The 14,646-nt window shown below is 67.9% G+C and carries 12 protein-coding genes and 1 pseudogene; 10 read left to right on the plus strand and 3 right to left on the minus strand.

Annotation, left to right across the window (positions count from 1 at the left end; genetic code table 11):
• Positions 1–251 precede the first annotated feature (251 nt).
• From ACRXBZ_RS38915 to ACRXBZ_RS38925, 3 genes are all read left to right on the plus strand, one after another.
• Entirely contained in the window at positions 252–4,583 is a 4,332-nt protein-coding gene (locus ACRXBZ_RS38915) for an HAD-IC family P-type ATPase (protein ID WP_433883341.1), read from the plus strand.
• Between the two features lie 416 nt (positions 4,584–4,999).
• On the plus strand, positions 5,000–5,710 hold the full coding sequence (locus tag ACRXBZ_RS38920; protein ID WP_433883342.1) for a wax ester/triacylglycerol synthase domain-containing protein: 711 nt from the start codon (positions 5,000–5,002) through the stop codon (positions 5,708–5,710).
• Positions 5,711–5,758: 48 nt separating this feature from the next.
• Positions 5,759–6,250 carry a WS/DGAT domain-containing protein gene (locus ACRXBZ_RS38925; RefSeq protein WP_433884104.1) on the plus strand — a complete coding sequence of 164 codons (492 nt, stop codon included), beginning with the start codon at positions 5,759–5,761 and terminating at the stop codon, positions 6,248–6,250.
• 29 nt (positions 6,251–6,279) lie between these two features.
• Here the strand turns inward: ACRXBZ_RS38925 and ACRXBZ_RS38930 are convergent, their stop codons facing one another.
• Positions 6,280–6,957 (minus strand): hypothetical protein, encoded by a 678-nt coding sequence (locus ACRXBZ_RS38930; RefSeq protein WP_433883343.1) that lies wholly within the window; start codon positions 6,955–6,957, stop codon positions 6,280–6,282.
• A 244-nt stretch (positions 6,958–7,201) separates the two neighbouring features.
• Between ACRXBZ_RS38930 and ACRXBZ_RS38935 the strand changes: the two genes are divergently transcribed.
• From ACRXBZ_RS38935 to ACRXBZ_RS38945, 3 genes are all read left to right on the plus strand, one after another.
• Positions 7,202–7,576: a hypothetical protein gene (locus ACRXBZ_RS38935; protein WP_433883344.1), complete on the plus strand. Its 375-nt coding sequence runs from the start codon at positions 7,202–7,204 to the stop codon at positions 7,574–7,576.
• A 284-nt stretch (positions 7,577–7,860) separates the two neighbouring features.
• Positions 7,861–8,964, plus strand: a complete 1,104-nt coding sequence (locus ACRXBZ_RS38940) for an inorganic phosphate transporter (protein ID WP_433883345.1) — start codon at positions 7,861–7,863, stop codon at positions 8,962–8,964.
• Between the two features lie 17 nt (positions 8,965–8,981).
• Positions 8,982–9,206 (plus strand): hypothetical protein, encoded by a 225-nt coding sequence (locus ACRXBZ_RS38945; protein ID WP_433883346.1) that lies wholly within the window; start codon positions 8,982–8,984, stop codon positions 9,204–9,206.
• A 13-nt stretch (positions 9,207–9,219) separates the two neighbouring features.
• Here the strand turns inward: ACRXBZ_RS38945 and ACRXBZ_RS38950 are convergent.
• Positions 9,220–9,462 (minus strand): annotated as a pseudogene (locus tag ACRXBZ_RS38950) (cadmium resistance transporter); the annotation flags it as partial.
• Positions 9,463–10,044: 582 nt separating this feature from the next.
• Between ACRXBZ_RS38950 and ACRXBZ_RS38955 the strand changes: the two are divergent.
• Positions 10,045–10,470, plus strand: coding sequence for an SsgA family sporulation/cell division regulator (locus ACRXBZ_RS38955; RefSeq protein WP_433884105.1), 426 nt, complete (start codon positions 10,045–10,047; stop codon positions 10,468–10,470).
• Between the two features lie 948 nt (positions 10,471–11,418).
• On the opposite strand, the gene ACRXBZ_RS38960 is transcribed toward ACRXBZ_RS38955, so the two are convergent.
• Positions 11,419–11,814, minus strand: a complete 396-nt coding sequence (locus ACRXBZ_RS38960; protein WP_433883347.1) for a response regulator transcription factor — start codon at positions 11,812–11,814, stop codon at positions 11,419–11,421.
• Here ACRXBZ_RS38960 and ACRXBZ_RS38965 point away from each other — a divergent pair.
• The 3 genes from ACRXBZ_RS38965 to istB all read left to right on the plus strand — a co-directional run bounded on the left by ACRXBZ_RS38965 (position 11,813) and on the right by istB (position 14,553).
• Complete coding sequence (locus ACRXBZ_RS38965) at positions 11,813–12,001, plus strand: hypothetical protein (protein WP_433883348.1); 189 nt, start codon at positions 11,813–11,815, stop codon at positions 11,999–12,001. The two genes, ACRXBZ_RS38960 and ACRXBZ_RS38965, sit on opposite strands and share 2 nt — an antisense overlap.
• A gap of 132 nt (positions 12,002–12,133) precedes the next feature.
• Entirely contained in the window at positions 12,134–13,741 is a 1,608-nt protein-coding gene (gene istA, locus ACRXBZ_RS38970; protein WP_433883349.1) for an IS21 family transposase, read from the plus strand.
• Positions 13,738–14,553, plus strand: a complete 816-nt coding sequence (gene istB / locus ACRXBZ_RS38975) for an IS21-like element helper ATPase IstB (protein ID WP_433881682.1) — start codon at positions 13,738–13,740, stop codon at positions 14,551–14,553. The genes istA and istB overlap by 4 nt, the downstream gene beginning before the upstream one ends.
• Positions 14,554–14,646 lie beyond the last annotated feature (93 nt).

The following is a 14,646-nucleotide window of genomic DNA, read 5'->3' on the forward strand; positions in this document are numbered from 1 at the left end:
CGCGTGGTTGGGGGGACGTGGCCGGTGCGGCCCGTTCGGTACGAGATGGCTTGCCGTGGCGAGAATCCATGGTTTTCTGCGGCGGTCTGGGAGTGTTGTTGCCGCTGTCGGTGATCGAGTGGCCGGTTGCCGCGGCGACTGCTGTGGGGATGCTGGTGGCACAGCGGGCCGTCAGTACACGATCGCCGGAGTCCGGTCTGAACAGGTCAGCGGATTCGGCTCGCACGGGATTGAACGGCTGAGCGTGTTCGATGTTGCGTACGTTGGGTGCGTTGGCCTCGCAGATCGTGGCGCCGGTGGCGGCTGCCGCGCAGAGCATCGTGGGCTTGGGGCGTCGGCGGGCTTGGTCGTCGGAGGGGCGTGCGCACGTCGAGGTGCGCGGTGTTCACGAGCCGGGATCTGAGGATGCTGGCGAGCAGATCATCCGGCGGTTGGAGAAGGTGCCGGGTGTTGCCTGGGTCGAGATCAACGCTGTGGTGGGGCGGGTGGTCATCGGGCACGATCCGGACCTGGTGGGGATCGCCGGGCTGGTGGGTGCGGTGGAGGATGCCGAGGCGGACACCGGCTTGGACGAGGAACCGTTCGCCGCGGTCAGCGCGAGCCACCCGGACAATCCGGCGAAGGTGATTGCCGAGGCGACGATGCTGGGGGCGAACTTGACTGGCGCTGCGATCGCGATGGGGGCCCGGCTGCTGCCGCTGCCCGCGCTGCCGCCGTCTGTTCCGGCACTGGTGTCGACCGGTGAGTCGGTCTCCCGGGTCCGAGGGCCGCTGGAAACGCGGATCGGGAAGACCGCCACTGACCTGCTGTTCGGGCTCAGCAGTGCGATGGCGAACACGCTCGCGCAGCGTCCGGCGAGTTTGCTGGCGGAATCGGGGTACCGGTTCTGCCTGTTGCGGGAGACGCAGGCGGCGCAGCGGAGCTGGGCCCGGTGGGAAGCCGGAACGGGGACGCATCCTGCCAGTCACCGCAGTGCGCCGGTGGCGGTTCGGCGGCGCCCTGTGCCGTTGCCCGATGGCCCGGTCGAGCGCGCCGCGAACGGTTCGGCTCTCGCTGGGCCGGCGGCGTTCGCGGGCATGCTCGGTGTGACGCGGAGCTTTCAGCGTGCGCAAGCGATGTTGGTCGCGGGCGCGCCGCGCGCGGCGCAGGTGGGGCGGGGCGCGTTCGCGGCGCAGCTGGGGTACGGGTTGTCCGAGCGGACGACGCTGGTGTTCGAACCCCGGGTGTTGCGGCGGTTGGACCGGGTCGACACGGTGGTGATCGACGCCGGCGTTGTGCGCACTGGTGTTCGGCTGGTGCATGACGTGATTCCCGCGCAGAGCGATCACGCGGTCGTTGAGCTGTGGGAACGGGCGCACCACTTGGTCGGTGTGACCAAGGCGGATGGAACGCGGCGTGAGGGTTGGTCGCTGTCTTCGGTGGCTCGGTCGCGGTTGCCTTCTGATGTGCGTGGCGCGGCGGGGCCCGGCATTGAGGTGTTCGCGCTCCGCCACGATTCGCGCAGCGTTGCGTGGGTCCTTGCCGCCGAGGAATTGGATCCTCTCGCCGAGGAGTTGGTCGCGGCAGCTCGTGGGGTCGGGTCGGTGGTCGTCGCTGGGGATGGGGGCCGGTTGGCGGCGCGGCTCGGTGTTGATCGCGTGGTTGCGGGTGGGGTGCGGCTGGCTTCGGCTGTGCGGGAGATGCAGCGGGAGGGCCGTGTCGTCGCTGTGGTGTCCTCGCAGGCGCGGGCGGCGCTGGCGGCTGCGGATGTCGGTTTCGGTGTGACCCGTGATGGTGAGGTTCCGTGGGGTGCGCACCTGATCGCGGGCGCGAGCCTGGGGGAGCCGTGTGCGTTGTTGCGCAACGTGTCGACCGCGCGTCATGTCAGCAGGCGCAGCGCGCAGCTGTCGTTGATCGGTTCGGTCGGCGGGGCGGCGCTAGCCGCTTTCGGGCCCGCTATCGGGAGTCAGGCCCGTGCTGGAATTCCGGTGGCCGTGTGCGCGGCGATCGCGCTGGGAGCGGGAACGTGGTGGGGGATGCAGGCTGCGTGGCGCCCGGTTCCGCGCGCCGTGCCGCGCACTGCCTGGCATGCGATGGCGCCCGGCACGGTGCTGGAATTGCTCGACAGTTCACCAGAGGGCCTGACCGATGATGCGGCGCACCAGCGTTTCCCGGATCACGACGAAGGAGCGGACTTCCGCCGGATGGGTGTGCTGCGGGCGTCGCTGGAGGAGCTGGCGAGTCCGTTGACGCCTGCCTTGGCGGGTGGGGCCGCGATCTCGGCGAGCATCGGTGCCGTCGCGGACGCGACGATCATCCTGGGCGTGCTGGGAATGAACGGGTTGATCGGCGGAGTGCAACGTATCACCGCGGACCGTGCGTTGAACAAGTTGCTGGCGGCCAGCGTTGTTCGGGTTGTGGTGCGCCGCAAGGAAAACGTGACGCAGTTGCCCGCTGACCAGCTCGTGCTCGGTGATGTGGTGGAGTTGGTGGCCGGGGATGCTGTTCCGGCCGACTGCCGACTCCTGGAGGCGGACGGGCTGGAGCTCGATGAGTCGAGCCTGACCGGCGAGTCGATGCTGGTCACCAAGACAGTGACGGCGACTCCGGCGGTGCCGGTCGCGGACCGGACCTGCATGATCTACCGGGGCACCGCGGTCGCCGCCGGGCGAGCCGTGGGTGTCGTGGTCGCGATCGGTGCGAACACCGAGGCCGGCAGCGTGATCGGGCCTGAGGTCCGACGAGGTGCAGATGGTGTCGCGGCTCGCCTGCAGACGCTGGCGAAGGTGACGGTGCCGGTCTGCCTGGGAGCAGGTGGGGTTCTGCTGGTCACGGACATGCTGCGGGGGCGTCGGTTGGGGACATCGCTGGGGCGGTCGGTGAGCCTGGCGGTGGCGGCCGTTCCCGAGGGATTGCCGTTCGTTGCCACCGTCGCCGAGCTCGCGGCTGCCCGGCGGTTGTCGAAACGCGGGGCGTTGGTGCGTAACTCCGCGACGATCGAGGCTCTGGGCCGGGCGCAGGTGTTGTGCTTCGATAAGACCGGCACCCTCACCGAAGGGCGGATCGCGCTACGGCGGGTATCCGACGGCGCGTCGAGCCGGTGGCTCGAAGATATATCCACAGTGCAACGCCGAGTGCTCGCGGGTGCCTTGCGGGCAAGTCCGTTGGTGGACAACGGAGAACTGCTCCCGCATCCCACCGATCGCGCGGTCGTCGATGGCGCGCGCGGCGCGGGAGCGTACCCGGCCGAAGGCAAGCAGGGCTGGGTGCCGATCGACGAGACGCCCTTCGAGCCCTCCCGCGGCTACCACGCGGTGCTCGGCACCTTCAGCGACGGCAATCTGCTGAGTGTGAAAGGTGCCCCGGAGATCGTGCTGGCCCAGTGCACCCGGTGGCGCAGACCAGATGGCGACGTGCCGCTGGAGGGTACCGCTGGTCGAGACGTCGAGCGCGTTGCCGAAAACCTCGCCCGGCAGGGCTACCGGGTGCTGGCTGTCGCCGAGCGGGCCGCCTCGGATCGCAGTGATCTCGACGAGTCCCGGATCCGGGATCTGCGGCTGATCGGATTCGTCGTGCTGGCCGACCCGGTACGGCCCACCGCGGCCGCCGCCGTCGCACAGCTCCAGCAGGCGGGTGTCGAGGTCGTGATGGTCACCGGCGATCACCCCAGCACCGCCGAGGCGATCGCCGCCGAACTCAACGCGCTCAACGAACGCCGCGTCATGACCGGCACCGAACTGGACACCCTCGACGACGAGCAACTAGCGGCGGAAGTGACCACCGTCGCGGTGTTCGCGAGGGTCAGCCCGGCACAGAAGGCGCGCATCGTCGAGGCCCTGCAGCGCAACGACCGTGTGGTCGCGGTGACCGGGGACGGCGCCAACGACGCCCCGGCGATCCGGTTGGCCGACATCGGCATCGCGCTGGGGGAGCGCGCAACTCCTGCGGCGCGTGAGGCCGCCGACCTCGTGGTCACCGACGACCGCATCGAGACCATCGTCGACGCCATCGTGGAAGGCCGCGCCATGTGGGCATCGGTGCGCGACTCGCTGGCCATCCTGCTCGGCGGAAACCTCGGCGAGATCGGCTTTACCGTCGTCACCGGTCTGATCAACGGCGGGGGCAGCCTCAACGCCCGGCAGCTGCTGCTGGTCAACCTGCTCACCGACATCCTCCCGGCGATGGCGATCGCGGTAAGGCCACCGCCGACGATCACCGCCGATATGCTGCTGGCCGAAGGCCCCGAAGCCTCCCTGGGCGCGGCGTTGACCCACGACATCTACCGGCGTGCCGCGGTGACCGCCGGGGCCGCGATCTGTGCGTGGATCTTGGGCAGGGCGACCGGAACCCTGCGCCAGGCCAACACGGTCGCGCTCGTGGCGCTGGTCGCCGCCCAGCTCGGACAGACCCTGGTCGTGCGCGGACGGACACCACTGGTCGTGGGGTGTGCGTTTGTCTCGTTCGTGGCCCTGGCCGCCGTCGTCCAGACACCCGGCCTGAGCCAATTCTTCGGGTCCAGCCCGCTACTCCCGCACGGCTGGATGATCGCCGCGGGCATGGCGACCGCCGCCACCGCCATCAGCCTCCTGCTCCAACAATGGTGAACCTCCATGCATGAGCGCCAAGTTCCCCTCACCGCAGCCGTCCTCGGGCCCGACTCGGGACAACTTCCAGCAGGCAAGACGTCGGAGCGCCGAGAACGGTGGACGACTCGCCAGCGGCGACAGCAGCCGCCCGGCCCTCTCCGACGCGCCCTGCGAGCGACCACTACGGGAACCACTGGTGCGTCCCGCTTCAGACTTCGCGTTCGGGTGCAAAGAGGGGAATGAGCCTCTGTCGGCCAACATGGGAGTTTCACAACGAGGTTGCTCGCGACCATTTACCGACACACCCATCTGAGTGACGATCCCAGGATCATGTGCGGACTCCCACGAAAGTGTCTTCCGAGAGCGAGCTCGGAGCAGCAACGAGCACTGTTCGACAGGTCGCGACGGCAGAACGATCACTGGTGGGGTAGGCAATGGCGAGGCAGGCTATCAGCGCGTTGGACATGGTGTTCCTGTGCCTGGAGCGGGAGCTCACGCCTATGCATCTCGGTGCCGTCGCGGTCTTCGGACCTGGTCGGCCGGTCGATGGGGCACGGCTGGTAGAGCTGATCGCCGACCGGGCCTCACGTCAACCCTGCCTGCGGCTGCGCGTCAACAAATCGTGGCTGGTACCCGGCCACGCCCACTGGGAACCCCAGCCCGGCTTCGACGCGGAAAACCACGTATCCGCGCACCACCTGCCCTACCCGGGCGGGGAGCCCGAGTTGGAAACGCTGGTCTCCGAACTCATGAGCTCTCCGCTGGATGTTTCCCGACCGCTGTGGGAAGTCCACGTGATCACGGGCCTCGAGGGCGGTCGCTTTGCTGTGTTCGTCAAGCTCCACCACGCGCTGCTCCGGCTGAGCGAACCGGGGAAAGCGCGCCAGGTGTTCGACGAGACTCTCTCTGCCGCAAGCGACTTCCTGCAGGTGTTGCGTCGGCCTGAGACGGTCGAGATCGCCACGTCCGTGCTCGGCCGCCTTCGGCTGGCCCACCGCTCACCCTTGGCGGCGCCGCACACCGCTGCCAAGCGCGTCGACATGCTCACCCTGCCCCGAGCGGATCTTCGCCGCATCAAGCGTCGCTACGGCGGCACCACGAACGATATCGTGCTCACCATTGTCACCGGAGCGCTGCGGCAGTAGCTGGCCGCCCGGGGACACCCGGTCTACGAGCTCGACCTGCGCGCGCTCATTCCCGCCCAACACCGCCAGACCAACGACTCGGGCAACAACCAGCTCTCCGCCTACCTCTGCGACCTACCCGTCCACGAGCCCGACCCGGCGGCCAGGCTCGCACTGATCCAAAGCTCCATGCGCCGCAACAAGCCCAAGGGGCCCACCCGCGGCGCCGGTGCACTGCCCGTGCTGGCCTCCCAACTGCCACCGCTGCTGCACCAGGTCCTCACTCCGATCGCCGCACACGCCACCCACCTGCTATTTGACACCGTGATCACCAACGTGCCCCTGCCCGACATGGAGGTCTCCCTGGACGGCGCCCGCCTGCACCAGCTCTACCCCCTGGTGCCGTTGCCCGCCGGGCACGCCCTGTCCATCGCCGCCTGTCCCTACCGCGACAACGTCCACATCGGGCTCCTTGCCAACCGAAGCGCACTGCCCGACATCGAAAAGCTCCACTACGCCCTGCCACACGCCCTCGCCGAACTCGACGACCTCGCGCAATGACGCCCCCTGCGTCAACCTCAAGATCGAAGTCAGGCGGCGGCGGGTTCGCTGGTCTGCAGGCCGCCGCCGTGCAGGGCGGGATCGTAGCGTGTGCCGTTGCGCCAGCAGCGCCACATGAGGCGTACCCAGGCTCGGGCGAGGATGCGGGTGCGTGGGGGTGGTCTTTGTCCGGGTGAGGTCGCGCTCCGCAGAGGTTCCCGATGGCGACGCGATCCGCCCGACGTAGGCCGATGAGCTCGGCGCTCTCGATCCCGAGGTCGCCGGCCGGTGGTCAGGTCGGCCGGGCAGGTGCGTCCGCGCGCAGGCTCACGACTGCGTTCGGCGCCCACTGGGTGTGCCAGACGCTGCCATCGCCGCGGCGCACCCGAAAGCGGACACGCGACGACGGTGCGCATCTGGCTCTCGGTGGTGATGTTCTGTTCCACGGCCATCTGGATGGGCCGGTCGTCGGGCAGCCGAACGAGCGCGCGTCCTCCAGTGCGGCGCGGGCGTTGCCCCCTCGCGGCGCGGCCGGCGAGCGGGTCACCGGTGCGGTTCTCGAACACCAACGCCACATCGGCGCCGTCGGTAGTCATGTGGTGGAACTCGGTGGCGGTGTTGTTCTTCCGTCGACCAGGGGTGCCGACGTAGCGCACCACGAAGTCGAACCTGGCTACCTTTACCGCGGCAGCCTTGGGAGCTCCGACGGCGTAGTCGAGACCTAGCACGTTCACCTCCCCAAGGTTGTGGATAACGGTGTGGATGATTTGCGTTCGTGCTGGTCACCGGGTCTGTTGCGTTGTATGAGGCCGAGCGCGGTGTCGCGGATCTGCCCGCGGGGCTACTGTGCGGTGCCCCTGCACGGGGACCATGGGCGTGCCCTTGCCCGGTACGCGCTCGGCGAGCGAGTCGGGGTCCTCGGCGACGGCGATCGGCTTCGCCTGCTCCCATCGCTGCCGGTGGTAAAGGCCATTGAACATCTTCGAGGTGATCCGCGAAGCGGTCGCCGTCGCGCTCGGCCATGACAACGTCGATCGGGCCGCCGTGATAGCCACCGAGTTGGTGCAGGGGTCTTGCCGGGCGAGAGGCCGTCGCACCAGTGAGCAACCAGCTCACCGCGGAGCTAAGCACAATCGGTCCCGCCGCGTGGTTCATGTTCGTCGCGTACCTGGTACCGCTGACGCCCCGGAATGGCTGACCGGTCCGCTCGGCGCGGCCGGTGACGTCCTGGTCGTGCTCGGTGTGGTCTACGCGCTGCTGCGTATCGTCGAGCCGGGTGGACTCGGCTGCTGGGCTCCGCGGAGCCGCCCGGTTTACACGCTGGACTCGCGCCCGGCCGCCGAGTAGCGTTCCGGTCGCCCGGTCACGGCTCATTTGGCCGGGTCCAAGCGACCGTCCCCGCATCCGTCCGGTTCGCCGGTCGGGTGCGGGGGCGCTTTTGCGGGGTGCCGGGTGGCATCGGTAGTCGGGTACCGGCGAACGATGCTCCGGTGGTGCTTCCACGCGAAGGCCCCGGCCGGACGATGTCGATCCCGCAGTGCTACGGATGTGTGAGTGTGGCGCGGAAATCGGGCTCCACCAACAACTTTCTGCCCTCGACATCCCGGTCTGCGCCCGTACAGCATGTGGACATGGACATCTCGTTGGTGCTCCTGGTCATCGTCACCGCCATGGTGTTCGATTTCACCAACGGATTCCACGACACCGCGAACGCGATGGCGACTTCGATCGCCACCCGCGCCCTCCGGCCGAAGGTCGCGGTCGGGATTTCGGCCGTGCTCAACCTCGTGGGTGCTTTTCTGTCGGTTCAGGTGGCCCAGACGATTTCCGGCGGAATCGTCAACGAGGCCCGGATCGGTCCGTCGGTCGTCTTCGGGGGATTGGTGGGCGCGATCCTCTGGAACCTGGCCACCTGGTTGGTCGGGCTGCCATCGAGTTCCTCGCACGCGCTGATCGGAGGGCTCATCGGTGCTACGTGGGTGGCGGCCGGTTCCAGCGCGGTGCACTTCGCCACGGTCGTCGAGAAAGTGATGGTGCCTGCGCTGGCGTCCCCGGTGATCGCGGGCATGGTGGCCATGATCGCCACCTACCTCGCCTATGTCCTGACCCGCCGCACCTACCGATCGGTGCGTGTGGGCGGGTTCCGGGCCGGTCAGGTGGCCTCTGCCTCGCTGGTATCGCTGGCGCACGGCACGAACGACGCGCAGAAAACGATGGGCGTGATCACGCTGACGTTGATCACGGCCGGCGCGCTGCCCGTGGGTTCGCGTCCGCCGGTGTGGGTGATTCTCATCGCCGGGCTGTCCATAGGGGTGGGTACCTACTTCGGTGGGTGGCGAATCATCCACACCGTGGGCAAGCGCATCACCGAGATCGAGTCGCCGCAGGGTTTTGCGGCGGAGGCCAGCACCGCCGCAGTGATCCTTTCCAGTTCGCATGTGGGTTTCCCGCTGTCCACCACGCACGTCGCCTCGGGCAGCGTCGTCGGAGCGGGCATCGGCAAGAAACTGGCCGAGGTGCATTGGGGGGTGGCCGGGCAGATGGTGGTTGCGTGGATCCTGACCTTGCCCGCCGCGGCCGCGATCGGTGCAGTGGCCGGCGGGGTCGCCTCGCGAGGCGTCGGCGGCACGGTGCTCGTCGCGGTGGTCGCCCTCGCGCTGGCGGCAGGCGCCTTTTGGGTGTCGCGACGAAATCCGATCAATGCGAAGAACGTCAACGAAGTTCCCGTGGGCTGAGAGGGGCCGGAGCAGCGATGCACATCAGTTGGGGCGGACTTGGCAGCGTCTTCGTGGTCTCGCTGGCCGTTGCCGTCGTCGTCGTGGTGCTGTTCAGCCTGGGCATCGTGGCCGTAGGGAAGCGCACGGCCGCGTTCGAGCGACACACGTGGTCGCTTGGACCCACCGTGACTGCGGCATTGTGCTTTGCGGCCTGCGTCGTGCTTGTCCTCTACGGTCTCTACCTCATCATCGCGGGCTGACCGACTGGTCTGCTCACAACAACTCGACGAGTTGCACCAGCACCCCGGTCTTGATCAAGATCGCTGCGCCTATCGCGATGAAGACCGAGGGCACCAGCCATTTGCCCAGATGCGTCAGCGCCGACACCACTTTCTTGTTGCTCCCGAGCAACCAGGCTGCGACACACCACACCGCGACCATCACCAGGAACACCGCCACCGACCGCGCGATCCGCTGCGCGTCCAGTGTCACGAACAACGTCGTGTAGACCGAAACATTGTCGGCGCCGTGCGGGGGCCCTGATGGCTACGCTTGACGCCGCCTCGGCGCGGCTGGCACCGCTGCCCGCCGGATGATGGCCGCCTCGCCACCTCCACGCAGCGCCGTCCCGTCGGTCGGGGAGGTCACCGACCGGTGCGTCGGTTCCCTGCGCGTGCGCATGTACCCGGGACGCAGCCGAGCCCGCTTCCAGCGGCCGTCTGCCCGCCACGGCGGGGGATGGATGGTCGGTGACCTGGACTTCCACGACGGCGTCGAGGTCCATGGTGCGCTCTAGCTAGTGGCTGGCTTGGTGCAGTCACGTAGTTGACGAGTTCTGCGGCATTTCCGGGGTGTGAGCAGTAGAGCGGGGGCTTCAGGTTCGTCTGGCGGGACTCCGCGGTCTTGCGTAGTCCAATCGTGGCTTTGAACCAGAAATCGGCAGTGTCCGTGATCCTCGCTCTGGCATCGTCGGTGGGCACGGAGTCGCCGACTCCGGCTGGCGGAGCTGAGCATTGGAGCCGCCAAGGCTGGGGATTAACCGAAAAAGGGAGCGCGATGAACGAGAACATCTGGCTGAAGATGCTTGGGAATGGGGACATGATGGCAAACGATCACAGCACGGTGCTCGCCACCACGGTCTTCAATCTGGTAGCCCCGGCGGGAGTGATCGCGCCGGTCGGTGTGGAACTGGGGTACGACAGCCGCAATCCGTACGAGATCTGTATGAAGCTCAACGTGGGCAAGGACGGTCAGGTGGATTGGGTGATCGCCCGCGACCTGCTGGCCGACGGGCTGGTCGCCGAGGCGGGCGAAGGCGATGTGCGGATCGGCCCTCGACTGGGCCGTCCGGGGTTGGTCATGATCGCGTTGAGTTCGCCGTCAGGGCAGGCCACCTTCGAAGTGAATGCTGATCAGCTTGTGGAGTTCTTGAACGACACCTACGACGCGGTCGCACCCGGTGACGAACATCGGTGGATGAACATCGACGAGACGCTGAGCCGGCTGCTCTCGTACAACCTGTAGTGGCCTGGTTCTCCCGAAGCGCCGTACGCCAGGCGCCGGCCGGGGACCTGGCGGTGCTGAACACCTGGAAACTCCGCCACGCTGCGCTGCATGCGAGGAATGCCGCGGTGTTGCTCGAGTGTTGTGCTGGACAGTTTCTGGGGCAGCAGAGTGCCTTCGTTCGCTTTGGTTCCCGGAGGAAAAGAGTAAGTTTCTGCGCGGTTTCGTTGGTGGCGTGGTTCAGCGAAACGCAGAGTTTTCTTCCGCCGGTTGCGCGACCGGCCGGCAGCTCGCCACGCTGTTTGTACATGCGTCGTTGATTTCGCGACCAGGGGCGTATGTGTCCGGTGAGGTTTCGGGGACATCGCCGGGAGTCGGGGAAAGGGGCGCGGGTGACCGTCGGGGGGTTGCCCGCCCCACCCCGCGCATCGCCGGCCCGGAGGCCCACGATGTCGTTCGCTGGCATTCCCCGCGCACCCTCAAGCTTCTCAACGCGGCAGGCTCCTGCCTGCACTCCCAGCTGTTGCAATCCTGCTAAATTTAATTAGTGCTGCGTCCCTTAATGATCACGTACCGAGATCATCGATCTCGGTGTTGTGATCGGGGGTGGTGGGTTCTGCCGAGGTCGTTGGTGGCGCGAGCGCCGCGAGATGTGGTCGAGGAACGCAAGGTTCGGAAGCTGGTCAGTGCTCGGCATGCTTCGGGTAAATGGATCAGCAGGGTCGAGTCCGTGTGGTCACACCTCAAACGCAGCCTCGCCAACCTCGCTGCCGGCACCATCACCAACCTGGCCACACTGGCCGCACCCGACTCAAACGCATGCAGTATGCGTCAGGCCTCATCGACGGATTCCTCGCCAGCACCGGTCTAGCTGCGGGGCCAGGGAGGTTCCCAGGGCTAGGCACGGGCGCTACCGGTGCTGCGCCGAACAAGGCTCTGGGACGGCCAACGCGGCGATCGTCGGAAGTTTTAGCTGGTCACATGTTGTCCGACCCTCTTGGGTGGAGTGGCGATGACGGGACTGGGGAGGCCGGCACGGACTCTCTCCGGCCGCAGCGCCTGCCAATTCGGCCCACTGCCCTCCGCAGGGCAGCCTGATCCGGCCTTCCAGGCGGCTGTTCGGGTGGCGAGGTCGACGATGTCGTTGCCAAGGGGGACGGTGGCGGCATTGTTCGGGGTGGTGCGGTGGGAGACCGCGCGGATGCGGGCGAGGAGTTCGTCGAGGCCGAGCGGTCTGGTGAGATAGTCGTCGGCGCCGGAGTCGAGGACGTCGACCTTGTCGCGGCCGATGCGGGGACGCGGGCGGCGTTTGCAACTTTCGTTGCGGCGGAATGTCTGCGAAGGGCGCCGCGTTGGCGCTGCCATGGGCGGCGCCGAAGTCCTCATCGGCGGGCTGCTGGTATCGGTTGCGGTGCTGGCGGCGTTGGCCCGCCTTATGTCGATTCCGTACCCGATCTTGGTGCTAGGCGGGGTATTGATCGGGTTCGTGCCGGGCCTCCCGCACGTCGCGCTCGACCCGGAATGTCAGCTGCCACGAACTAGGGACCACTGAAGCGGGTGTTTTGCCATGGTCATGGGACCACTTGGTTGCCACTAATGGGACCACCTGGCGTGTCGTGCCGGGACGGTTCTCGATTGTCCACATGGGATCGATCCAAGTTGATCGACTTGGAGGTCCTGTGGGATGGCGTACCGGGAGGTTGCTGTGATCGAAGTTCGGGAGATGTTGCGGGCCTGGATGGCGGGTAAGGGTCTGCGGAGGGTGGCTGAGCAGGCCGGGGTGGACCGTAAGACGGTCCGCCGCTACACCGATGCGGCGGTGGCGGCGGGGCTGGATCGTGACGGCGGCGAGGATCAGCTGACCGACGAGCTGATCGGGCAGGTGGTGGCCGGGGTGCGCCCGGATCGCCCGGCTGGTCGTGGCTCGGCGTGGGAGAGCCTGGAGACCGAGCGTGAGCAGATCGTGGAGTGGGTCGGCAAGGACCTGACGGTGGTCAAGATCGGGGAGTTGCTGGCCCGCCAGGGGGTGGTGGTGCCGCATCGGACGCTGCACCGTTTCTGCGTGGAGCGCACCGGCTACCGGGGCCGTGGCGCTGGAGACACGGTGCGGGTGGCCGATGGCACGCCGGGCGTGGAGTGCCAGATCGACTTCGCCAAGATGGGGCTGCTGTATGACCCGTCGGCGGGGCGGCGCCGCGTGGTGCACGCGTTGATCTTCACGGCGGTGTTCTCGCGGCACATGTTCGTGTGGCTGACCTTTGCGCAGACGCTGGAGGCCGTCGTGGCCGGGTGCGAGGCGGCGTGGCGGCACTTCGATGGAGTGTTCCGGGTGCTGATCCCGGATAACGCGTCGGCGATGGTGGCCAAGGCGGACGCGGTCAATCCGCAGTTCACCGTGGGCTGGCTGGAGTACGCGCAGGCCAGGGGCTTCGTCACGGACGCGGCCAGGGTCCGCTCACCCCAGGACAAACCTCGGGTCGAGAGGACTGTGCAGTACGTACGCGGCAACTTCTTCGCTGGCGAGACCTTTGTGGACCTGGCCGACGCCCAGGCCCGCGCCGAGACCTGGTGCCGGGACAAGGCCGGGCTGCGGATCCATGGCACGATCCACGCCCGCCCGGCGGAGGTGTTCGCCGAGCACGAGGCCACCGCGCTGCTGCCCGCCCCCGAGACGCCGTATGAGGTGCCGATCTATGTCGAGGTCAAAGTGCACCGCGACTACCACGTTCAGGTTGGCAAGGCGCTGTACTCGGCCCCGAAGGCCTACATCGGCCAGCAGGTCCAAGCCCGCGCGGACGCGGAACTGGTCAAGCTGTTCCACCGCGGCCAGCTGATCAAGACCCATCCCCGGCAGCGCCCCGGTGGCCGCTGCACCGACCCCGAAGACCTGCCCGCCGAGAAGACCGCCTACGCGCTGCGTGACCTGCAGCGGCTGACCCGCGCCGCCGCCGCGCACGGCGAGAACGTCGGCATCTACGCGGAACGACTGCTCGACGACAAGCTGCCCTGGACCCGGATGCGGCAGGTCTACCGGCTGCTCGGGCTGGCCAAACGCTATGGCTCCGGACCAGCCGACACCGCGTGCGGGAAAGCCCTGGACATCGACGTCATCTCCGTCACCAAGATCGCCTCGATGCTGGAGCACGCCACCGAGAACACCCCCACCCCGGCGCCGGCGGCCGCACGAGCGGCCACCCAAGCCCGCTTCGCCCGCGATCCGCGCGAGTTCCGGCGGGTCAAGCCGTACTGGATGAAAGTGATCGACGGCGGAGGGGAGGCGACGACCCGATGAGCGCCACAACGATGATCGACCCAGTCTCACCCGAGCTCAAGCAGGTGCTGCGGGCGCTCAAGCTCGGCAAGATGCTCCACACGCTGCCCGAACGGCTCACGTTGGCCAAACAGCAGCACCTCTCGCACGCGGCGTTCCTCGAGCTCGTGCTGGCCGACGAGGCCACCCGCCGCGACACCCAGTCCGCGCAGCTACGGGCCCGCAAAGCCGGCCTCGACCCCGGCATGCGCATCGAAACCTGGGACGAGTCCGCCGCGGTGCGCTACGACCGCACCCTCTGGAACGAACTCACCAGCCTGCGATTCCTCGACGGGCCCCACGGAGCCTGCCTGCTCGGAGCGGTCGGGGTCGGCAAGACCCACCTGGCCACCGCGCTCGGGCACATCGCCGTCCGCCGCCGCCACAGCGTGCTCATGCTCCGCGCCGACGCGCTGTTCAAACGACTCAAAGCCGCCCGCCTCGACAACAGCGTCGAGGCCGAGATGCGCCGGCTGACCCAGGTCCGGCTCCTGCTCATCGACGACTTCGCACTCCAGCCCCTGCACGCCACCGAGACCGCCGACTTCTACGAGCTCGTCGTGGCCCGTCACCACACCGCGTCCACCGTGCTGACCTCCAACCGCGAGCCTGCCGAGTGGCTGGCCATGATGAGCGACCCCCTCCTCGCCCAATCCGCCGTCGACCGGCTCACCTCCACCACTCACGAACTCGTCATCGAGGGCGAGTCCTACCGGCAACGACAGAAACCCGGACACGCGCCCTCCGGCGCGTCCATTGACACCACCACGACGGGAGACCACGATGCTCACTGAGCCGACCACGTGGTCCCATCCCCGCGGCAATACCCCGGTCCCTTCCTCGTGGCAAATGACACCCGGAAGTCGTGCTAGGAGGCCGCTGAATTA

The organism is Saccharopolyspora hattusasensis (assembly GCF_050972075.1).
Taxonomy (GTDB): Bacteria; Actinomycetota; Actinomycetes; order Mycobacteriales; family Pseudonocardiaceae; genus Saccharopolyspora; species Saccharopolyspora hattusasensis.

Coding starts and splice junctions, on each gene's coding strand:
- ACRXBZ_RS38915 (WP_433883341.1), top strand. CDS start 252: ATGTTGCGTACGTTGGGTGCGTTGGCCTCGCAGATCGTGGCGCCGGTG.
- ACRXBZ_RS38965 (WP_433883348.1), top strand. CDS start 11,813: ATGGGCGGCGCCGAAGTCCTCATCGGCGGGCTGCTGGTATCGGTTGCG.
- ACRXBZ_RS38940 (WP_433883345.1), top strand. CDS start 7,861: ATGGACATCTCGTTGGTGCTCCTGGTCATCGTCACCGCCATGGTGTTC.
- ACRXBZ_RS38920 (WP_433883342.1), top strand. CDS start 5,000: ATGGCGAGGCAGGCTATCAGCGCGTTGGACATGGTGTTCCTGTGCCTG.
- istB (WP_433881682.1), top strand. CDS start 13,738: ATGAGCGCCACAACGATGATCGACCCAGTCTCACCCGAGCTCAAGCAG.
- ACRXBZ_RS38945 (WP_433883346.1), top strand. CDS start 8,982: ATGCACATCAGTTGGGGCGGACTTGGCAGCGTCTTCGTGGTCTCGCTG.
- istA (WP_433883349.1), top strand. CDS start 12,134: ATGGCGTACCGGGAGGTTGCTGTGATCGAAGTTCGGGAGATGTTGCGG.
- ACRXBZ_RS38955 (WP_433884105.1), top strand. CDS start 10,045: ATGATGGCAAACGATCACAGCACGGTGCTCGCCACCACGGTCTTCAAT.
- ACRXBZ_RS38960 (WP_433883347.1), bottom strand. CDS start 11,814: ATGGCAGCGCCAACGCGGCGCCCTTCGCAGACATTCCGCCGCAACGAA.